The following is a 20,317-nucleotide window of genomic DNA, read 5'->3' on the forward strand; positions in this document are numbered from 1 at the left end:
TCGTTGTCCTGGATGCTCGCCGCCCGCCCGGATGACGGCTGCCACCGGTTCCGGCGGGCATCTTGGTACGAGGTATCTCTCGGGCCGGGTTGGCGACGCTCTCGGGTTGGTGCGGCGGGCGGCGAGGCGTGCCGCGTCGGGCCAGCGCACGTCGTGGGCCCAGCCGAGCTTCTCGAAGAGCCAGATCAGCCGGGCGGCGGGATCGATCTGACCGCGCAGCACGCCGTGGCGGGCGCCGGTGGGGTCGGCGTGGTGGGAGTTGTGCCAGCTCTCCCCGAATGACAGGACCGCCAGCGAGGTCTGGGCAGCCGTCCGCTGGCTTTGTGCGGCAGAAGGCACCGCGTTGCCGGCGCAACGTTGAAGTCGATGACCCTGATACAGAGATGCCCTTCAGTCATCGGGCGAAACACCGCCCGTCTCGACTTTGCCGTGATCCTCCCGAGGTGGCGGTGGGGTCGTGGTGGCTGATCTACCAACACGAGCCGGCCACCCCCATCCTCGCCGCCCGTCGACCTGTTCACCGCCGGGGACCGCCGCGACGAGTTCACCGCCGCGGTCACCGCCGTCGTGCACGCCTACCGAGACGACGGCCTGACCGTCGAGACCGAGCGGCAGTACGACACGTTCGCCCGGCTGGCCGTTACCGACGGCGTGCGGGTTTCCAAGATCGAGCTCGGCGTGGACTGGCGTGCCAACGAACCGATCCTCATGGCGATCGGACCCGTACTACACCCGGACGACGCGGTCGCGAACAAGATCTTCGGCAGAAGATCGCAGCGAGCCCGCGAAGCGATCGGCACGCACAGGCAGAGAACAGAAAGCCGCAGGTCATCGGCCAGCGGACACCGGCGGAGCGTCGGGTTAGGAAACCGATGCTCTATCCCCTGAGCTACGAGGGCGCGCGACGCCAGGTGACCTGACGGCGGCTGTCAGCGTACCGCAGGATGCTCGTACCCGATCAACACTGGCCGTGTCGCCGGCCACCCGCCCCGCATCGGGTACGCCTCGCGTGGTGTACCCGACACCGGACGGGTCTGCTCACCCACTGGGAGCAGGCCCCCGAGATGCACCAAGGTCAGGACTGGGTACTGAACGCGTCGATGCCGGTCAACTCGGCCGACAGCGCCCACAGTCGCGTCGCCCCGTCCGGGTCCGTCGCCTGGTCGACGACGGAACAGTCCTCGCAGTACCGGCCGCCGACTTCGGCGAGCTGGGGCGAGGTGGCTGCCCAGACCTGGGTCGCCGCCCCCTGCTCCGGCGTCTTGAACGTGGCGTCCACCAGGTTGCCGTCCATGTCCACCCACCCGGCGGCGACCATCTCCTCGCGGCTCAGGTGCCGCTGGAGCGGGGTGAGGATGTGACCGGGGTGCACCGAGAAAGCCCGTACCCCCACCTCCCGGCCGAGCGTGTCCAGCCGCTCCGCGAAGAGCACGTTCGCCCGCTTCGCCTGGGCGTACGCCTGCCACTTGTCGTAACCGCCCTGGGTGAACTGCGGATCGGACCAGCGGATCGCCGCGCCGTGCTGGGCTCGGGAGGTGAGCACCACGACCCGGGCTGCGCCGCTCCGCCTGATCGCCGGCCACAGAAGGTTGACCAGCGCGTAGTGCCCGAGGTGGTTGATGCCGAACTGCGCCTCCCAGCCCGGGCCGATCCGGGTCTCGGGGCAGGCCATGATGCCGGCGTTGTTCATCATGATGTCGATGGTCCTGCCCGAGGCCAGGAACCGGTCGGCGAAGGCCCGTACGCTGGCCAGGTCGGCCAGGTCGAGTTCGTCGACCTCCACCCCGTCGATCCCGTCCAGCGCGGCGCGGGCCACCGCCGGCCGCCGCGCGGGTACGACCACCCGGGCGCCGGCGCGGGCGAGCGCCACCGTCGCCTCCCGGCCGAGTCCGGAGTACCCGCCGGTGACGAGGGCAAGCCGGCCGGAGAGGTCGATCCCCCGCAACACCTCCTCGGCGGTGCTCCGGGCACCGAACTCAGCCGTGCCTCCGGCGGCTGACCTGACTGCGCTCTGGACGTCGTATCCCGTATCCGGGCCACCTGCTGTCACTGCCATGCGGCCGAAGCTATTGGCTAGACCGTGGTCTAGGTCAACGCGCGTATGCTCCGGCTCATGCTCGACACCTCTGTGGAATTCAGCATCGGGCAGGTGGCCGAACGCACCGGTCTGAGCGTGCACACCCTCCGGCTGTACGAGCGGGAAGGGCTGCTGACCTCCCGGCCACGCCGCAACAGCGGTGGCCGTCGCGTCTACAGCGAGTGGGATGTGCAGTGGCTCGACAACTGTACGAAGTTCCGGGCCTCCGGAATGCCGCTCTCCACGATCCGCCGGCTCGCCGAACTGGTCGCCGAGGGTCCGGGCAACGAGGCAGAGCGTCTCGAACTGCTCAGGGCGCACCGGCAGCGGGTACTGGACCGGATCGCCGAACTCCACGACTGCCTCGGCCTGATCAGCAACAAGGTCGACGCCTACGAGGAGGCCGTCCGGCAGGGCAACGCCGACCAGCTCTGGGACACTCCGCCGACCGACACCGACACCGACACCGACACCGCCGGACGCCGGTGACCCCGCCGGCCCGGGGAACCCGCCAACCCACACCGACGCGACTCAACCATCGGCCCCGCCGGGCCTGACCAGCCCCGACTCGTACGCCAGCATCACCAACTGGGCGCGGTGCCGGACACCGAGTTTCGCGATGCTCCGGCTGACGTGGGTCTTCGCGGTCAGCGGGCTCATCCGCAACGCCCGGCCGATCTCGGCGTTGCTCAGTCCGCCCGCCACCAGTACCAGCACCTCGCGTTCCCGGTCGGTCAACCCGGCGAGCCGCTCCGCCGCGCCCGATGGCGGTCCCGGTCGCCGGCCGAACTCCTCGATCACCCGCCGGGTCACGCTCGGGCTTAGCAGCGCCTCGCCGGCCGCGACGACCCGGACGGCGTGACACAGCTCCTCCCGGTTGACGGTCTTGGCCAGGAAGCCGCTCGCCCCGGCCTGCAACGCCGAGAAGATGTACTCGTCGATCTCGTACGTGGTCAGCACGATGATCCGTACCCCGGCGGTGGCCGGATCCGCGGTGATCCGCCCGGTGGCGGTCAGTCCGTCCAGTATTGGCATGCGGATGTCCAGCAGTGCGACGTCCGGTCTCGTCTGCCGGACCAGCCGCAGCGCCTCGGCGCCGTCGGCCGCTTCGGCCACCACCTCGATGTCACCGTCGAGTCCGAGCAGGCCACGCAGTCCGGCCCGGACCAGTGGCTGGTCGTCGGCGAGCAGTACCCGGATCGTCATCGGCGCATCCCGTCCGGCTCGCCGGTCGCCTCCGCCAACTGCTCGGGCTCGGCCTTCCCGACCCGGTCCGGCTCGACCTTCCCGACCCGCTCCGGCTCGATCTCCGTCACCCGGTCCGGGTCGACCGTCCGGGGCAACCAGGCGCTGACCGCGTACCCGCCGTCGGGCAGCGGACCGGCGTGCAGGGTGCCGCCCAGCCCGGTCGCCCGTTCCCGCATCCCGGTCAGCCCATGCCCGACGGTGGACACCGCCCCGAAACCGCCGGAACCGCCAGAGCCGCCCGAACCGCCGCCGACACAATCGGAACCGCCGCCGGAGCCGTCGTCGCGGATGTCCAGGCCGACGCCGTCCGGGGTGTACCGGAGGGTCAGCGTCACCGAGCGGGCATCCGCGTGCCGCAGCACGTTGGTGACGGACTCCTGGGCGATCCGGTACAGGGTCAGCCCGACCGTCGGCGGCAGTGGCCGGGGTTCGCCCTCGCGGTCGAACGTCGTCGTCAGGCCGGCCTCGGCCGCCCGGTCGAGCAGCGCGCCGAGCTGCGTCTCGTCCGGCGGGGAGCGCAGCTCCGGTGCGGACGCGGCGCCGGGCTCGCGCAACAGGCGTACCGCCCGGCGCAGTTCGTCGATCGCGTCCACGTTGATCTGACGCGCGCCGTCGAGCAGGTCTCGTGCGGCGTCCGGATCCCGCCCGACGAGTTCCCGGGCCAGGTTGAGCTGGATCCCGACCACCGCGACGGTGTGTGCGGTGACGTCGTGCAGTTCGCGGGCGATCCGGATCCGTTCGGCGAGCACCAGCCGGGCCGACTCCCGGGCCCGCTCCGCCTGCTCGGCGGCGAGCCGGGCCTCGGCCTCCCGGGCGTACAGCTCGGCGGTGCGGAACGCGGTGCCGGCCACCAGGGCCAGGGCGAGCATCGCGCCCTCCCGGAGCGCCCCGTCGAGCAGCCGGAGCGGTTCGACGCCGGCGTTCAACACCCAGCCGGTGGAGACCAGCAGCGTCGAGACACCGACCGCCGCTCCGATCAGCGGCTGCCCCGCCCGGCCGACCGTGTAGAGCGGCACCAGCAGCGGCCAGATCGGCGAGACGCTGGGCAGGTCGGTCAGGTTGTAGCCCATCACGGCGACCAGCGAGAGCACGATTACCAGCACCGGGTACCGGCGGCGGAACAGCAGCAGGGCGCCGGTCGCGGCACCGAGGGGGACGGCGGCGACCGTGGAGTCCCGGCCCGACGGCTCGCCGGCCACCTCGGTGGCCACCGTGATGGCGACGGCGCTGATCAGGGCGAGCAGTACGTCGAGCCGGCGCATCGGACCTCACCTCCCGTGCTCCGGGTGTGCGTCGGCGAGGTCGGCTGGCACCCGTGCCTCGTCCCGGGCCGAGACGGTGATGAACTGTCCCATCATCCCGGCGTCCTCGTGGGCGAGCAGATGGCAGTGGAACATGTACGGCGCCCGTACGTCCGAGTGTGTCAGGAAGCGTACGGCGAGCCGGACCCGGCCACCCGGCGGTACGTACACGGTGTCCTTCTCCCCGACCAGGTGCGGTGCCGGCGGCCGGCCGTCCACGTCGACGAGGTGGAACGCCGCGCCGTGCACGTGGAAGTTGTGCGGGATCCCGCCGGGGTTGCCGATCTCCCAGACCTCCACCGAGCCGGCCCGGACCACCCGGTCGATCCGGGTCGGATCCATCACCCGCTCGTCGAACCGGAAGTCCCCCATCGTCATCCGGTACGGCTCGGCCCGGGTCGGCTCGGGCACCGGCGGTGCGGCGGCCAGCCGGGGCGGCAACGCGGGCGACGGCCGCAGTGTGGACGCGGTGACGATCTTCAGCAGGTCGAGGGTGTCCGCACCGCCGGCCAGTCGCCGGATCAGCACGTTGCCGCCCATCGGTGCCGGGAAGCCGCGCAGCAGCACCTCCTCGCCGGGCCCGAACCGGACGACGATCTCGGCGCGTTCGCCCGGCGAGAGCATCAGCCGGCGCAGCGCCAGCGGCGTCTCCCGCAGCCCGGCGTCGGTGGCCACCAGGGAGAATTCCCGGTCGTCGGCGAACCCGACGGAGAAGACCCGGGCGTTGGCGCCGTTGAGCAGCCGGAACCGGACCAGTTCGGCGTCGACCTCCAGGTACGGGTCGTAGCCGCCGTTGACCAGGATCCGGTCGCCGAGCAGGCCGGTGATGGAGAAGCCGCCGAACTCCAGGCCGGACTCGTCGAGTGTGCCGTCGTCGTGCAGTTTGCGGTCCTGCAGGACCAGCGGGATGTCGTCGACGCCGTACCGGCGGGGCAGCGGCAGCGCGTCGGCCTCGTCGTCGTCGATCAGGAACAGGCCGGCGATCCCCCGGTAGACGTGCGCCGCCGTGTGGCGGTGCAGGTGCGGGTGGTACCAGAGGGTCGCCGCCCGCTGCTCGACCGTCCAGTACGGCTGCCAGGTCCGGCCGGGTTCGATCGGCTGGTGCGGCCCGCCGTCCATGATCGCCGGCAGGTGCATGCCGTGCCAGTGCACCGAGCTGGTCTCGGGCAGGTTGTTGGTGACGTCGACCGCGACCCGGTCACCGCGCCGGGCCCGTAGCGTGGGCCCGAGGATCGGCCCGTTCGCGCCCCAGGTGGTGGTGCTGGTGCCGGGGAGCAGTTCGGTGCGGCCCGCCGCCAGGGTGAGCCGGAACCGTTTCCGCCCGTCGGTGTCGACTGTCGGCGGCAGCAGCGGCGGGATCGGCAGCCGGTTGCGGAACGAGAGCGTGCCGACGTTGCTCCGCCCGGACTCCACCCAGAGATAGCCGGCGAATCCGACGGCCGGTGCGAGGAGCAGGCCGGTGCCGGCGCCGAGCCAGCCGAGCACCTTCCGCCGGGTGGCCGTCACCGCCGGCTCCGCGGCCGCAGGCTCCAGAGCGCGAGTACGACGCCGATGGCGACCACCCACCAGCCGAGCAGCGCCTCGGGCATCGGTACCAGACCGGGGTCGTCGAGCCAGACGTGCGGCGGGACGAAGAACCAGCCGAGGTTGAAGGTGATCCCGACCAGTGCCATGACCAGCCCGACCCAGAGCAGACGTCTTGCCATGTCCCGACGCTAGGTGGCCGGGGTGCCGTGACACGTCTGCCGATCGGAGTCGAAATCGCTACTCCACCCGGTGTACGACCCCGAGCCGGTCTCCGGGGTCGTACACCGCAGGCGGTGCGGGGATCAGGTCAGCGGATCGGTAGCTGGGCGGCCCAGTCCTGCCAGATCCGCTGCGCGTGGGCCTGGTCCACGTCGTCGGCGAAGATGTGGTGGCCGAGGACCAGCACGTTGCCCCGGTCGGTGCCGGAGTGCAGGAACCGGTAGAGCGCGTCGTCGGTGCGTACCCCGAGGTAGGTAGGCAGACCGGCGATGTCGACGACTCCCTCGATCGCCGGCAGTCCGTCGAGGGTGAGTCGGGCCGGGGCGCCCTCGGTGATCGCACCGGTGATGCCGAACGCCCCCGCCACGGCCGCCCAGACCTGGTCCGGCTCGCCTGCACCGGGCCGGAACGCGGCGACCGGGGTGCCGTGCCGGCCCGGGAAGTGCCGCACGTACGCGGCCAGGGTGCCCAGGTACATGTCCCAGCCGGCGCGCATCGCCTCGTACTCGCTCTCCCAGTTGTCGCCGAGCACGCCGCTCTGCACGAGGCGCAGGACCGTACTGCCCCGGTCACGCCCCTCGATCAGGTATTCGATCGCCATGAACGTGCCGTCCGGCCCGGGATCGGTGGCGTAGCCGAACCGCCTGCCGGGTTCCCAGGCGGTGACCGTGGACTCCTCGGTGTGCCCGGCCATGTCGAACGTGTTCCGCCCGCCCTCGCGCGGGTCCACCTCCGTGTGACCCATGAACCAGGAGTCGATGCCGGGACCGGTGGCGATCGCCGCCCAGACCTCGTCCGGGGTCCCGGCCAGCTCGATCTCCTTGCGCAGCTCGAATTCGTGCCCCACGGTGAAACTCCCCACTTCACTGACGTGCGGAAACGGATGACGACCAGGCCGGCCACGCATCGGTGTCCGTCCCGGCGGCCACGGCCAACCGCTCCGGCGGCCACGATCGCCCGGTCCGGCGGTCGCGGTCAACCGGTCTGGTCGGCGCTCTCCTGGTCCGGTGGGACGTGCGGGTGCAGCGCGATCACGACGCGGTGGTCGCGGCCGCCGGGCGCGGACTCGTCGTGGTACCTAGCGACCAGGCGGGTGATCGTCTCCGCCAACTCTTCGGCGAAGGCGGCCCGGTCGGCTGCCGAGGCGAACCGCACCTGGGCGTCGACCGCGAACGTCGCGACCCGCTTCCTGGCCCGGTCCGCGCCGGTGATCAGCGCGCCCACGTCCTGGACGAGCCGGGCCGCGACCGCCAGCAGCCACCGCGCCGACAGCCGGTCCGGGGACTGGCTCGGATTCGGCCGTACGGCGGAGAGCGCCACCGGGGAGATCACGTAGGAGGCGGCGGTCGCCCGCATCACCCGCTCGGTGACGTTGCCCTTGCGGCGCTCCTCGACCAGCTCGATCAGCCCGTGTTGTTCGAGTGCCCGGAGGTGGTAGTTGACCTTCTGCCGGGCCAGGCCGACCCGGGCGGCGAGCATCGTGGCCGACGCCGGCTCGGCCAGTTCGGCCAGTAGTCGCGCCCGGATCGGGTCGAGCGACGCCTCGGCCGCCGCCGGATCCTCGATCACTGCGATGTCGAACATGTACCAACCCTTTCACCGACAACTCTTCCTGTCAAGGAAAGCCAAGCTGTCGGATTACGCCCCACCGTCGGCTACTCGTCGTGGCGCCAGCCGAGCAGCCGCTCCGCCTTCGTACAGTCGAAGAAGCCCTGGTTGCCCCGGAGTTCGCCCCGGAGATCGCCGCGGACCGGCACGTCCGGGTAGTGCTCCCGGCGCAGTTCCTCGCTGGGGATGCTCGACGTGGTGCCCGGGGCGACCACGTAGCAGACCTGGTGACCGGTGAAGTCGGCGGTCAGCGCCAGCAGGCAGGCCCGGGCCGCCGACCGGGCCAGGGTGTACCCCCACAGGTCGCGGACGGCGAGAGCCCAGTTTCCCGACCCGGGCCCGCTGCTCGGCCGGTCCGGTACCACCGCGTGCAGCCGCAGGCTGGCGATGGTCAGATTCGCGTACCGGCGGGCGAAGCTGTCCGCCTGCGCCTCGCCGAGCCACTTCGACAGGCTGTACGGGTCCTCGTTGTAGCTGGGGTGCCGCTCGTCCAGCGGGAAGTAGTCGAAGCGCGGCTTCCGGCTGTATCCGCCACCGACGGCGTTGACGCTGGAGGCCAGGCAGACCCGGACGATCCCGAGTTCGGCGGCGGCCCGCAGCGCGTTGTAACTGGCCGTGACGTTGACGTTGTGCACCACGTGGTCCGGCTCGTCCCACGGCTTCGGGTACGCCGCCAGGTGCACCAGCGCATCGCAGCCGTCCAGCGCCCGCAGCAGCGCCGGATAGTCGGTCACGTCGGCTGGCCGGCGTACCAGCTCGGCCGGCCCGCCGAGGTCACCGGGCCGGGCCGACGGCCGGTCGATCTCCACCACGGTGTGCCCCCCGGCCAGCGCGTGGTCGAGCACGGACCGTCCGACCGTCCCGGCCCCGCCGGTCACCGCGATGCGCATCCCACCATTCTCCGCCCTGGGTACGTTCGAGGCTGGCCGGCAAAAAGTTGAGCGGGGCTGTCGTTCCCGACCAGGCCCGTTCGTCGTCATGCTGTGCAGCAGTCGCTGCGCTGTCGATCCGGAGCGAGCCGGTGACGCCGGCCTCCGGATCCGGGCGGAACGAAGACGGAGGAGTTCTCGTGAAATACCTGTTCCTGCTCTACGGCGACCCGGCTCAGGACCCGACCGACCCGGACGCGGTCCAGGCGGAGATCGACACGTACTGGGCGTACGACAAACTGCTCGCCGACGCGGGTGTGATGCTCGACAGCCACGCGTTGCAGGGCACCGAGACCGCCACGACGGTGCAGGCCCCCGAGCAGGGCGAGCCGACCATCACCGACGGGCCGTTCGCGGAGACCCGGGAGATCCTCGGCGGCTACTACCTGGTCGACGTGCCGGACCTGGACGCCGCCATCGGCTGGGCCACCCGCTGCCCGGCCGCGAAGCGCGGCAAGGTCGAGATTCGACCCGTCCTGGAGTTCGAGCAGCCGTGACCGGCACTGTCGACGACGGTCTGGGCGGATAGACGGTCAGGGCGGATAGACGGTCAGGGCGGATAGACGTGTCCGATGGCGAGGCGGATAGACGTGTCCGATAGCGAGTTGCCGACCCTCGACGTCCTGGAGCGGGTGTTCCGGGAGGAGCGCGGGCGGCTGCTCGCCACCCTGGTCCGGCACTTCGGCGACCTCGACCTCGCCGAGGAGGTCGCCTCGGACGCGGTCGAGGCGGCCCTGCTGCACTGGCCGGTGCGGGGCGTGCCGAGCCGTCCGGCGGCCTGGCTGCTCACCACCGCCCGGCGGCGGGCCGTCGACCGGCTCCGCCGGGACCGCGCCTACGCGGCCCGGCTGGCCGTACTCCAGGCCGAGGCCGTCCGGCAAGAGCCGACCGCGCCCCAGCCGGGCGACGGCGACGACCTGCCGGACGAGCGGCTGGCGCTCTTCTTCACCTGCTGCCATCCGGCGCTGCCCGGCGAGACGCAGATCGCGTTGACCCTGCGCTACCTGGCCGGACTCACCACCGCCGAGGTGGCCCGGGCGTTCCTGGTTCCGGTGCCGACGATGGCCCAGCGGATCGGCCGGGCGAAGCAGAAGATCCGGGCCGCCCGGATCCCGTTCCGGGTTCCGGACGCCACCGAGCTGCCGGCCCGGCTCCCCAGGGTGCTGCGGGTGATCTATCTGATCTTCACCGAGGGGTACGCGGCGAGCAGCGGTCCGCAACTCGTCCGGACCGACCTGGCGGACGAGGCGATCCGGCTGGCCCGGCTCCTGCACCGGCTGCTGCCCCGGCAACCGGAGGTGACCGGACTGCTCGCCCTGCTGCTGCTGGTCGACGCCCGCCGGGCCGCCAGGTGCACCGCCGAGGGCGACCTCGTACTCCTCGACCAGCAGGACCGCACACTCTGGGACCGCGACCAGATCGAGGAGGGTCGTCGACTCGTACCCGACGCGCTGGTCAACGGCCCCGGCCCGTACGCGGTGCAGGCCGCGATCGCCGCGCTGCACAGCGAGGCCGCCGACGTGGCCGGTACGGACTGGCCGCAGGTGGTCGCGCTCTACGACGTACTGGCCCGGCTGGCGCCATCACCGCTGGTGGAACTGAACCGGGCGGTGGCGGTGGCGCTGCGGGACGGGCCGGCCGCCGGGTTGCGGCTGCTCGACACGCTCGACGAGGCGGGCCGGCTGGCCGGGTACCACCTGCTGCCGGCAGCCCGGGCGGATCTGCTGCGTCGACTGGGTCGGGTAGAGGAGGCCGCGGCGGCGTACCGTCGGGCCCTCGACCTGGCCGGCAACGAGCCGGAACGGGCGTTCCTGCGGCGGCGGCTCGCGGAGGTCGTCGCCGCAGCCGGTACGCCCGGGTCGTCGTCGACCGACCGGGAGAAGCCGGACGATCCGGATCTGTGAGATCACCGCGATCCCGGCCCCACCCATCGTTGTCGACGAATCCCACTCAGGACGGACGATGCCGGCGACGGGACACGCACTCGGCATCGGAACCGAAACGTTTCGGTTGTCCCAGCTCTGGCCCGGCCCACCCGACGCCGTTTCGCCGAATCTCTCCTGAACAGGGGTTATTCCTGACTCGAACGACCTTCCGACAACCGGCGAAAGCCATGCATATCCTTACTCGCGTCGATGCGGCAAGAGTGGATCCGATTGAAGTTTCGGAATCTTTCCGTTAGCCTCCTGCAATCGAGTTCTGTCGATAAAACGGTAGGTCGAGTGGCCCTGAACCCCAGTCCCAGGCCCGTGACAACGGGCCTACGCCCCACCGGCGCCGAGTGCCGTGGTCGTCGCTCAGACCACGACACGGGTCGCCACGACGACCTCTGCGTCCGGCTGGCCGAGGTCGTCCGGGCTGGCCGAGGTCGTCCGGGGTCGGGTCGTCCCGGGCCACTCATCCACGCGACACCGTCCACCGAGCCGGCGGCACAGCGGCAGGTGCATCGACGACACACCAGCACACCATCCCTTCCCGGACCCGAGAGGCAACAGGACATGAGCAGCAGAACCGTCCCTGACCCCAGACGCCTGATGGCGAGACCCGGCCCGCGGGCCATGCTGGTCTCGCTCGCCGTCGGCGTACTCGCCGCCGGTGCGGCCCTCACCTTCGCCGGCTCCGCCAACGCCGCCACGACGCTCGGCGCGTCGGCGGCGGAGCGGGGCGGGCGATACTTCGGCGCGGCCGTGGCGGCGAACAAGCTCAGCGACAGCACCTACACCACGGTGCTGAACCGCGAGTTCAACCAGGCCACGCCCGAGAACGAGATGAAGATCGACGCGACCGAGCCGCAGCAGAACCAGTTCACCTTCACCAACGCGGACCGGATCGTCAACCACGCGATCAGCCGGGGCTGGAAGGTCCGGGGCCACACCCTGGCCTGGCACCAGCAGCAGCCCGGCTGGATGCAGAGTATGAGCGGCTCCGCGCTGCGCTCCGCGATGCTCAACCACGTCACCCGGGTCGCCGGCTACTACGCGGGCAAGATCGACTCCTGGGACGTGGTGAACGAGGCGTTCGACGACGGCAACAGCGGCGCGCGGCGCGACTCGAACCTCCAGCGGACCGGTAACGACTGGATCGAGGCGGCGTTCCGGGCCGCGGACGCGGCGGACCCGAACGCCAAGCTCTGCTACAACGACTACAACACCGACAACTGGACCTGGGCCAAGACCCAGGCGGTCTACAACATGGTGCGCGACTTCAAGCAGCGCGGCGTACCGATCGACTGCGTCGGCTTCCAGTCCCACTTCAACAGCGGCTCGCCGTACCCGAGCAACTACCGCACCACGCTGTCCAGCTTCGCCGCCCTCGGGGTCGACGTCCAGATCACCGAACTGGACATCGAAGGCTCCGGCACCACCCAGGCGAACACCTACCGCAACGTGGTGAACGACTGCCTCGCCGTCGCCCGCTGCACCGGGATCACCGTCTGGGGCGTACGGGACTGCGACTCCTGGCGCAGCAGCGGTACCCCACTGCTCTTCGACTGCAACGGCAACAAGAAGCCGGCGTACGACGCGACGCTCAGTGCGCTGAACAACGGCGTCACCCCGACCAACCCGCCCACCACGCCGCCGACCGGCAACCCGACGAACCCGCCCACCAACCCGCCGACGAACCCGCCGACGCAGGGGCCGGGCGGCTGCACCGCCACGGTCTCGCTGAACTCCTGGACCGGCGGATTTGTCGCCACGGTACGGGTCACCGCCGGCTCGTCCGGCACCAACGGCTGGTCGGTCGGAATGAACCTGCCATCCGGCGCGAGCGTCACGAACGCCTGGAACGCCAACCGCAGCGGCAACAGCGGCGCGGTCACCTTCACCAACGTCAGCTACAACGGCCGGATAGCCGCCGGGCAGTCGACCGAGTTCGGCTTCCAGGGCACCGGCAGCGGTACCGGAATGTCACCCACCTGTAGCGCCAGCTGACCGACCGACGACGACACGCAACGGTGCGGAGGACCACAGTGGTCCTCCGCACCGTTGCGTGACCGGACAACGGCGGGCACCGCGCCGCGCGCGGGCGGGCGGGCGCCGCGCCGCGGGCGGTGACAACGGCCGGTGGGCGGGGGCGCGGGATCCGGGTGAAAGGATCACCGTATGCCGATCGATCAACAGCTGCTGCTGGCGTTCACCCTGACCACAATCGTCGCCATGATCACGCCCGGCCCCGACATGCTGTTCGTGCTCGGCTGCGGGATGCGCGGCGGCTCCCGCGCCGGCCTGCTCGCCACCGCCGGGGTGGCGACGAGCGAGGCGGTACACGTGGCCGTGGCGGCGGCCGGACTGGCCGCGCTCTTCGCGGCGGCGCCGACCGCGTTCGCGGTGGTCCGGATCGTCGGCGCCGCCTACCTGATCTATCTCGGCGTGCAGTTGATCCGGCACCGCCGGGACGCCCGGACCGAGTTGCCGACCGGGGGTGGGCTGTCGGGCCGGAAGGCATACCTGAGTGGGCTGCTGACGAACCTGCTCAACCCGAAGATGGTCACCTTCACGATCGCGTTCCTGCCCCAGTTCGTCGATCCGGCGTTGGGGCAGGTCTGGTTGCAGTTCGCGATCCTCGGCGCCATCCTGATCGGGCTGGAGTTCCTGGTGGACGGCGCCGTCGGGGTGTTCGCCGGACGGATCGGCGGCTGGCTGCGCCGCCGGTCCGCCGTACGCCGCCGGATCGACGCGGTGACCGGTGGGATCTTCATCGGTCTCGGCGTACGCCTCGCCGTGGAGCGCTGAACGCCGGCCGGACCGGTCGACGTGCCGGCGAACCGGCGGAAGTTCCGGCGGTGGTTCCGGTTTCCCGACGCCGTACCCGGGTAGCAGCGAGGGCGGCGCGCGGCTCGCCCGCCCGGTAGGTGCCGGGGTGGCTGGCACGGAAAGGAGCCCGTGGCCGGCACGGAGAGGAGCCCCAGGTGACGGATCGACACCCCAGGCGGGCGGCCTCGGCGGCGCTGCGAGGCACCACCCGAGGCGCCTTCGCCGCGATGGCGATGTCCGGCTTCCGGCAGGCGACCACCGGCCTCGGGCTGGTCCAACGCACCCCGCCCGAGGAGGTACTGCGGCAGACCGCGCCGAGCCTGTTCCGGCGGATTCCGGTGGACCGCCGGCAGGCGCTGGTCGAGATGGTCCACTGGGCGTACGGTGCCGGTGGCGGGATGCTCTTCGGCCTGCTGCCCCGGTCGCTGCGCCGGCAGGCCTGGACCGGTCCGGCGTACGGCTTCGCCTTCTGGGCGGTCTTCGAGGCGGGCATCGCCCCGCTGCTCGGCATCGACGAGCGCCGCAGCCACGGCACCGGGGAACGCCTCGCCCTGCTCGCCGACCACCTGCTGTACGGCGTCGTGGTGGCCGCCTCCCCCTGGCCGAACGCCGACTGACCGCACCTAAGCAGCATCGAGGTACCCGCCGCTGGCCGGCTGGCTGGCGACGCGAGGACGGGACGCCGCGACGCGAGGACGGGCCGGGGCGCCGCGTCGCGAGGTCAGGGCTGGGCGCCGCGTCGGGCGCGGCGCCGTCGCCGGATCAGCCACCACGCCGCCAGGCAGAGCAGCACCAGTGCGGCGAGGGCGGCGCCGCCCTCGCCGAGGTGGTTCTCGATGCGCCGCCAGGAGGCGCCGGCCAGGTAGCCGACCATTACCACTGCGGTCGCCCAAGCCGCGCCGCCGATGGCGTTGTAGAGCAGGAACCGGCGGTACGGCATCCGGTTCATCCCGGCAAGCGCCGGTACCAGGGTCCGGAGTACCCCGACCCACCGACCGAGCAGTACCGCCACGGGGCCGTGCCGGGCCACGAACCGCTCGGCCCGGCACCAGCGCTCCTCGCCGACCCAGCGCCCGGCGCGGCTGCGCCGCAGTGGCTGGCCGGTCCAGCGACCGATCTCGTATCCGACGCTGTCTCCGGCGATCGCCCCGACGGTGGAGACGGCGACCATCGCCGGCAGGCTCACCCGGCCGGTCGCGGCGAGCGCGCCACCGATCAGCAGGGCGGTCTCGCCGGGCAGGAACAGCCCGATGAACGCGGCGGACTCACCGAAGGCGAGCCCGCCGACCACCAGCAGGGCCGCCCAGCCGGAGCGTGCGGTGAGGGTGTCGATGATGCCGTCCACCCGGGCCGCCCGTCAGCCGGCACCGGCGGGCCGGCAGCGGACGGGCGTTTCGGCCGGGGCGAACTCCACTCGCCTATCGTGCCCGAGGATATGACCCGATAGGCCGTAATTACCCGACCGGTACCGCCGACGGGGCACCCGATGCCCGGAACGGCCCGTCAGAGCTGGCCGGTGGTCCGGAGCACCGCCCGGGCGAACCGGCTGACCGGCAGCGCGGCGAGTTCCGCCGGATCGAACCAGCCGACCTCGCCGATCTCGTCACCGTCCGGCACCGGGGTTCCGCTGACGATCTCGGCCTGGTAGACGGCGGTGACGTACGCGGCCCGGTCGCCGTGCGGATAGGTCACCTCGAACTCCGGTCCACCGAGTACGTCGAGCAGCCGGAGCAGCCGTACCCGTACCCCGATCTCCTCCTCCGCCTCCCGTACGGCGGCCTCGGCCGGGGACTCGCCGGGCTCGACGATGCCGCCGACCAGGCCCCACCCCTCGGTGTGCCCCCGGTGGCGTACCAGCAGCAGCCGGCCGGCCGGGTCGACCGGCAGTACCGAGGTGGAGGGCAGCAACAGCAGCTCGGCGGATCCGACTGCGGCACGCAGCCGGGCGACGTACGGCGGAATCGGCATGTACGCCACGGTAGGAACCGCGAGCTGCAAGGAAAGGGACTTTCCGGTATCTCTCCGGCGATAGGCTCGGCGGCGTGCGCCCCACCATCCAGGAGAACCCGCGGCTGCGCCCGATGACCGCCGCCGACCGGGTCTGGACCGGCGTGACCACCACCGGCGACGGCCGGGTCTTCGTGAGCTTCCCCTCCGCCGACGGCCCCGGGATCCAGGTCGGGGAGGTGGTCTCGGACGGCCGGATCCTGCCCTATCCCGACGCGGCCTGGAACGAGGTACGCGACGACCTCGATCCCGAGGGCGCCTTCGTGCACGTCAACGGATTGCGGATCGGGCCGGACGGCAACCTGTGGATCGTCGACGCGGGCAGTCCGGGGATCGGGCTGCCCGTCGTACCCGGTGGTCCTCGGCTGATCGTCGTGGACCCGGAGTCGGCGACGGTGCTGCGCAGTTACGACCTCGGGCCGGCGCTACGGCCGAACAGCTATGTCGACGACGTCCGGTTCAACGGCCGGATGGGCTACCTGACCGACGCGGGCGCACCGGGGCTGATCGTGCTGGACCTGGCGACCGGGGCGTGCCGGCGGGTACTCGACGGGCACGCCAGCACCGTCGCCCGCCGGCCGCTGCGGGCGGACGGCGAGATGCTCCGCGACGCGCACGGCCGGGAGTTGCGGATCCACGCCGACCAGTTGGAGGTCTCGCCGGACGGGCGGTATCTCTACTACCAGCCTGCCTCCGGGCCGCTGCACCGGATCGAGACGCGCTGCCTCGACGATCCGGAGATCCCGCCCGAGATCGTGGCCGGGCAGGTAGAGCCGTGGGTGGACACCCCGACCACCGGCGGCACGGCGATCGACGCGGCCGGGGTGATCTATCTGAGTGACGTGGACCGGCGGCGCATCCTGGCGATCGGCCTGGACCGCCGGATCGAGACACTGGTCGCCGATCCCCGGCTGGTCTGGGGTGACGCGCTGTGGCTCGACGGCACCGGCCAGCTCTGGATTCCGGCGGCCCAGCTCAACCGGACCCCGGGACTCGCCGGTGGCGCCTCCGACGTCGACTATCCGGTGTGGATCTACCGGATGTCCGTCGACGCGGTGCCACCCGCCAACGACCACGCCTGATCGGTCGACGCCGGACCCCGACACACCCGCTCCGCCAGGGGTACGGGTCGCGCTGACCCCCGTACGGCTGTCACACTGACCCCCGTACGGCCGTCACCGTGACCCCGTCCGGCGGTCGGACCGTGCCGGTCGGACCGACCTTTCGGTACGTGGGAGCGATAAGTAACGGGTGTCATCTGGGGCAAAACAGCCGTTATGCCTCTGTTATTGTTCGGCGTCGATACGTAAGGATGCGCCGCCGGTGCGGCGCATGCCCGCCTCGGCGGGCCACTTCGGCGACGCCAAAACGCGATGCCGCAGCGACGGGAGGGTCTGGCACGTGACTGTCTCCCGCACCGCCGCCCGCTCCGCTGGGGACGGGCACCCCGGAGAGGGCGACAAGCCACCGGTCACCCCCGGGTCGACGCCGCCGGTCACCACCGGGTCGCCACCGGTCATCAGCGAGTCGACGCCGCCCGTCATCACCGGGTCGTCGCCGGTCATCAGCGAGTCGCCGGCCGCGAGCGCGCTCGGCTGGGTCTACACGATCTTTCCGGCTCTGCTCCGGCTCACCTGCGGGCTCGCCTGTGCGGCGGCGGCGCTCGCGGTGCGTACCCCGCCGGTCTCCACCCCGCTGCTCGTCGTCGTGGTGAGCCTGCTGACCGCCTGGTCGGTGCTCTTCGCCACCCTGGTGGTCCGGTGGCGGCGGCCGATGCCCGCGATCGCCGTCGACATCCTGCTCACCGTCGGCACCTGCCTGCTGATCCGGGACGTGGTCGCCGCCGAGGTACTGCCCGGCGAGGTGAGTTGGGTGGCGATCCAGTCCAGCACCTCGGTGATCGTCGCCCAGTTCATCCTCTCGCCCGCCCGCTCGGTGCCTGCCGGGCTGCTGGTGGCCGCCGCGTACGGGTTCGGCGCGCACCTGGCCGGCGACGACACCGAGGCGATCGGGCACGCCGTCACCCTCGTCGTGCAGACCGGCAGCGCCGCCGCACTCGCCGGGGTGGCCCGGCGCAGCAGCCGGCTCGCCGACGCCGCCTTCGCGGCCTACCAGGAGACCGCCCGGGCCGCCGTGACCGCCCGGGCCGCTCGGGCCGCCGAGTGGCAGCAGAACCGCGACCTGCACGACACCGTCCTCTCCACCCTCACCGTGGTCGGTCTCGGCGCGGTCGCCGGGCCCTCGTCACTGCTGCGCGAACGGGCCGCCGCCGACCTGCGTACCCTGGCCGATCTGGCCGCCAACCGGTCGTCCTCCGGCGTCGAACCGGAGGGCGAGGTCCAGCTCGTCGCGCTCGACGAACGGCTGCGCACCCTGCTCGGCCGGCTGCCGGAGTTGCGGGCCAGCGCCGCGCTGGAACCGTGCGCGGTGCCGGCCCGGGTCGCCGAGGCGGTCACCCACAGCACCGGCGAGGCACTGTCCAACGTGCTCCGGCACGCGCCGGGAGCCACCGCCTCGGTGCGACTGCACCGCAGCGGCGACACCGTCGCGGTCGAGGTGCTCGACGACGGTCCCGGCTTCGACCCGACCACGGTCCCCAGGCACCGGTACGGCCTGCGGGAGTCCGTACACGGCCGGATGGCGACCGTCGGCGGCCGGGCCGAGGTGACCTCCGCCCCCGGGCAGGGCACCCGGATCCGGCTGGAGTGGCCGGATGTCCACTGATCTGGCCGGCGGTGCGGCGGGCACCGTCACCGCCACCGTCGAGCGGGGTCCCCGGATCGCGGCCGTGCTGATCGCCTTCGGCTGGCACTTCGCCATCAACCTGCCGGCGATGGTCGGCCACTGGCAGCAGTACCGGCTGCCCTGGCTCGTCGGCACCGGCTGGCTGGTCTTCGCCGCTGTCGGCGTGGTCGCCGCGGTCCACCTGCTGCGGGGCACCCCCTCGCCGACCTGGCCACTCGTCGGGGTACTGCTCCTGGTCGACGTGGTGGTCTTCGCCTGCGTACCCGGGTCGCTCGTCTTCGACTTCGCCAACTTCGGCTGGCCGACCCTCGGCTGGTTCGTCGTACTCCTGCTCTGGGGTCGCCGGATCCCGGCCCTGGTCGCGGTGCTGGCGGTCGGCGCGGTGATCGCCCTGGTCGGGGTACTGGCACTACGCGGCGCGGGCGCCGCGGACCTGAGCCGGTACGGGATGGCCGTCTACGGCAACGCGACCCTGCCCATCGCGATGATGATCGCGATCAACCTGCTCATCACTCTCGCCGGCACCACGGCCCAGGCGGCGGCGGCCCGCACGGCGATCGAGACCGAGCGGGCCGCCGCCGGCCGGACCCACCAGACCCGCCGGGACCGGCTCGCCGCGCTGGACCGGACCGCCGGGGCCATCCTGACCGAACTCGCACAGGGCCGGGCCGACCCGGCGGACCCGGCGGTGCAGCGCCGCTGCGCCCTGGAGGCGTCCCGGCTGCGCCGCCTGATCGCCGAGTCGGACGACGTGCCGGATCCGCTGCTGCACGAGCTGCGCGCCTGCGTCGACGTGGTGGAACGCAACGGCCTGCCGATCGACTTCGTGGCCGTCGGCACGCTGCCACCACTGCCGGTGGAGATCCGTCGCCAGCTCGCCGAACCGCTGACCACGACCCTGGCCGCCGCAACCCGGTGGGCCCGGCTGACCGTGGTCGGCCAACCCGACGAGGTCGTGGTGAGTCTGACCACACCCGGCACGTCGATCATCACGTCCGAGCCGGCCACCCCCGGTGACACCATCGGAGGGGCCGGCGACGACCACCTCGGCGCGACCGGCGGCGAGGTGGAGTACGTCTACGAGGAGAACGAGGAACTGGTATGGGTGCAGACCCGGTGGCGGGCGGCATGACCCCGGAAGGATCGCGGATCACGGTCGCGATCGTCGACGACCACCCGGTGGTCATCGAGGGGATCCGCTCGTGGCTGGCCGCCGAGCCTCGGCTGGCGGTGGTGGCCACCGGCGAGAACCCGGACACGGTACTCGCCGCCGGCCAGCCACCGGCCGACGTGATCCTGCTCGACCTGCGACTGCACGGCCGGATGGTGATCGACAAGGTGACCGAGCTGAGCAGTGCCGGCCGGCGGGTGGTGGTCTACTCCGAACACAGCGACCCGGACACCATCCTGGCAGTACTGGACGCGGGCGCGGTCGCCTTCCTGGCCAAGCAGGAGGGACGGGAGCACTGCGTGGACACCGTACTGGCGGCGGCGAGCGACCGGCCGTACGTGCCACCGGCGCTGGCGGGTGCGATCGTCGGTGACCGGCGTACCGGCCGGCCCGTCCTCTCCGACAAGGAACGCGAGGCGCTGCTGCTCTGGTTCCAGTCGATGTCGAAGGCCTCGGTGGCGCGCCGGATGAACATCAGCGAGCACACCGTCAAGCAGTACATCGACCGGGCCCGGATCAAGTACGCCCGAGCCGGCCGGCCCGCCGCCACCAAGGCCGCGCTGCTGGCCCGGGCCATCGAGGACGGGCTCGTCCGGGCCGACGAGATCGGCAACTAGGGCACCGGCCGGCGCGGAGCCGCCCCGGCGAGCCGAAGCGCCGGCATCGCCTTCCGGGACGCCCGGTGACGCGTCGACGCGGCCGTAGATCCAGTATCCGTCACCCAACGGCCG

20 protein-coding genes and 2 pseudogenes are annotated in these 20,317 nt (G+C 72.0%); 11 read left to right on the forward strand and 11 right to left on the reverse strand.

The features are described from left to right. Window positions 1–111 precede the first annotated feature (111 nt). Window positions 112–294 (reverse strand): annotated as a pseudogene (locus CLT71_RS38115) (acyl-CoA desaturase); the annotation flags it as partial. 204 nt (window positions 295–498) lie between these two features. On the opposite strand from CLT71_RS38115, the pseudogene CLT71_RS19080 reads away from it, so the two are divergent. Beyond that, window positions 499–780 (forward strand): annotated as a pseudogene (locus CLT71_RS19080) (nucleotidyl transferase AbiEii/AbiGii toxin family protein); the annotation flags it as partial. A 295-nt stretch (window positions 781–1,075) separates the two neighbouring features. Here the strand turns inward: CLT71_RS19080 and CLT71_RS19085 are convergent. Continuing rightward, window positions 1,076–2,056, reverse strand: coding sequence for an oxidoreductase (locus CLT71_RS19085; RefSeq protein WP_101368303.1), 981 nt, complete (start codon window positions 2,054–2,056; stop codon window positions 1,076–1,078). Window positions 2,057–2,113: 57 nt separating this feature from the next. On the opposite strand from CLT71_RS19085, the gene CLT71_RS19090 reads away from it, so the two are divergent. Then, window positions 2,114–2,566, forward strand: a complete 453-nt coding sequence (locus CLT71_RS19090) for a MerR family transcriptional regulator (RefSeq protein WP_101371585.1) — start codon at window positions 2,114–2,116, stop codon at window positions 2,564–2,566. Between the two features lie 42 nt (window positions 2,567–2,608). Here CLT71_RS19090 and CLT71_RS19095 read toward each other — a convergent pair whose 3' ends face one another. The 7 genes from CLT71_RS19095 to CLT71_RS19125 form a co-directional block, all read right to left on the reverse strand. Next, window positions 2,609–3,283: a response regulator transcription factor gene (locus CLT71_RS19095; RefSeq protein WP_101368304.1), complete on the reverse strand. Its 675-nt coding sequence runs from the start codon at window positions 3,281–3,283 to the stop codon at window positions 2,609–2,611. Further along, entirely contained in the window at window positions 3,280–4,587 is a 1,308-nt protein-coding gene (locus CLT71_RS19100) for a histidine kinase (RefSeq protein ID WP_101368305.1), read from the reverse strand. Before CLT71_RS19100 ends, CLT71_RS19095 begins: the two co-directional genes overlap by 4 nt. 6 nt (window positions 4,588–4,593) lie before the next feature. Continuing rightward, window positions 4,594–6,132, reverse strand: a complete 1,539-nt coding sequence (locus tag CLT71_RS19105; protein ID WP_101368306.1) for a multicopper oxidase domain-containing protein — start codon at window positions 6,130–6,132, stop codon at window positions 4,594–4,596. Beyond that, window positions 6,129–6,332, reverse strand: a complete 204-nt coding sequence (locus CLT71_RS19110) for a hypothetical protein (RefSeq protein WP_101368307.1) — start codon at window positions 6,330–6,332, stop codon at window positions 6,129–6,131. Before CLT71_RS19110 ends, CLT71_RS19105 begins: the two co-directional genes overlap by 4 nt. A gap of 128 nt (window positions 6,333–6,460) precedes the next feature. After that, window positions 6,461–7,219: an SRPBCC family protein gene (locus CLT71_RS19115; protein ID WP_199187643.1), complete on the reverse strand. Its 759-nt coding sequence runs from the start codon at window positions 7,217–7,219 to the stop codon at window positions 6,461–6,463. A gap of 128 nt (window positions 7,220–7,347) precedes the next feature. Beyond that, entirely contained in the window at window positions 7,348–7,956 is a 609-nt protein-coding gene (locus CLT71_RS19120; protein WP_101368309.1) for a winged helix-turn-helix domain-containing protein, read from the reverse strand. 71 nt (window positions 7,957–8,027) lie between these two features. Next, a complete protein-coding gene (locus tag CLT71_RS19125; protein WP_199187644.1) occupies window positions 8,028–8,870 on the reverse strand; it encodes an NAD-dependent epimerase/dehydratase family protein in 843 nt (280 codons plus the stop codon). 179 nt (window positions 8,871–9,049) lie between these two features. Here CLT71_RS19125 and CLT71_RS19130 point away from each other — a divergent pair, with 179 nt between their 5' ends. From CLT71_RS19130 to CLT71_RS19150, 5 genes are all read left to right on the forward strand, one after another. Further along, the gene (locus tag CLT71_RS19130) at window positions 9,050–9,406 is read left to right on the forward strand and encodes a YciI family protein (protein ID WP_101368310.1); all 357 of its coding nucleotides are present in this window, start codon (window positions 9,050–9,052) and stop codon (window positions 9,404–9,406) included. A gap of 93 nt (window positions 9,407–9,499) precedes the next feature. Continuing rightward, window positions 9,500–10,813, forward strand: a complete 1,314-nt coding sequence (locus CLT71_RS19135; RefSeq protein WP_101368311.1) for a DUF6596 domain-containing protein — start codon at window positions 9,500–9,502, stop codon at window positions 10,811–10,813. A 594-nt stretch (window positions 10,814–11,407) separates the two neighbouring features. Beyond that, window positions 11,408–12,841 (forward strand): glycoside hydrolase family 10 protein, encoded by a 1,434-nt coding sequence (locus tag CLT71_RS19140; RefSeq protein WP_486483344.1) that lies wholly within the window; start codon window positions 11,408–11,410, stop codon window positions 12,839–12,841. A 171-nt stretch (window positions 12,842–13,012) separates the two neighbouring features. Next, window positions 13,013–13,642, forward strand: a complete 630-nt coding sequence (locus CLT71_RS19145) for a LysE family translocator (protein ID WP_101368313.1) — start codon at window positions 13,013–13,015, stop codon at window positions 13,640–13,642. A 176-nt stretch (window positions 13,643–13,818) separates the two neighbouring features. Continuing rightward, window positions 13,819–14,280, forward strand: a complete 462-nt coding sequence (locus CLT71_RS19150) for a hypothetical protein (protein WP_199187645.1) — start codon at window positions 13,819–13,821, stop codon at window positions 14,278–14,280. 104 nt (window positions 14,281–14,384) lie between these two features. Here CLT71_RS19150 and CLT71_RS19155 read toward each other — a convergent pair whose 3' ends face one another. Together CLT71_RS19155 and CLT71_RS19160 are read right to left on the reverse strand one after the other, a co-directional pair. Next, entirely contained in the window at window positions 14,385–15,008 is a 624-nt protein-coding gene (locus CLT71_RS19155) for a DedA family protein (protein ID WP_101368315.1), read from the reverse strand. A gap of 158 nt (window positions 15,009–15,166) precedes the next feature. Next, window positions 15,167–15,631 carry an NUDIX domain-containing protein gene (locus tag CLT71_RS19160; RefSeq protein WP_101371587.1) on the reverse strand — a complete coding sequence of 155 codons (465 nt, stop codon included), beginning with the start codon at window positions 15,629–15,631 and terminating at the stop codon, window positions 15,167–15,169. Window positions 15,632–15,705: 74 nt separating this feature from the next. On the opposite strand from CLT71_RS19160, the gene CLT71_RS19165 reads away from it, so the two are divergent. The 4 genes from CLT71_RS19165 (at window position 15,706) to CLT71_RS19180 (ending at window position 20,203) form a co-directional block, all read left to right on the forward strand. After that, window positions 15,706–16,752 (forward strand): SMP-30/gluconolactonase/LRE family protein, encoded by a 1,047-nt coding sequence (locus tag CLT71_RS19165; RefSeq protein ID WP_486483345.1) that lies wholly within the window; start codon window positions 15,706–15,708, stop codon window positions 16,750–16,752. Window positions 16,753–17,188: 436 nt separating this feature from the next. Further along, window positions 17,189–18,394: a sensor histidine kinase gene (locus CLT71_RS19170; protein ID WP_486483697.1), complete on the forward strand. Its 1,206-nt coding sequence runs from the start codon at window positions 17,189–17,191 to the stop codon at window positions 18,392–18,394. After that, on the forward strand, window positions 18,384–19,547 hold the full coding sequence (locus tag CLT71_RS19175; protein WP_101368317.1) for a hypothetical protein: 1,164 nt from the start codon (window positions 18,384–18,386) through the stop codon (window positions 19,545–19,547). Before CLT71_RS19170 ends, CLT71_RS19175 begins: the two co-directional genes overlap by 11 nt. Beyond that, window positions 19,517–20,203, forward strand: coding sequence for a response regulator transcription factor (locus tag CLT71_RS19180; protein ID WP_101368318.1), 687 nt, complete (start codon window positions 19,517–19,519; stop codon window positions 20,201–20,203). Before CLT71_RS19175 ends, CLT71_RS19180 begins: the two co-directional genes overlap by 31 nt. Window positions 20,204–20,317: the final 114 nt, after the last annotated feature.

Source organism: Plantactinospora sp. CNZ320 (assembly GCF_002846275.1).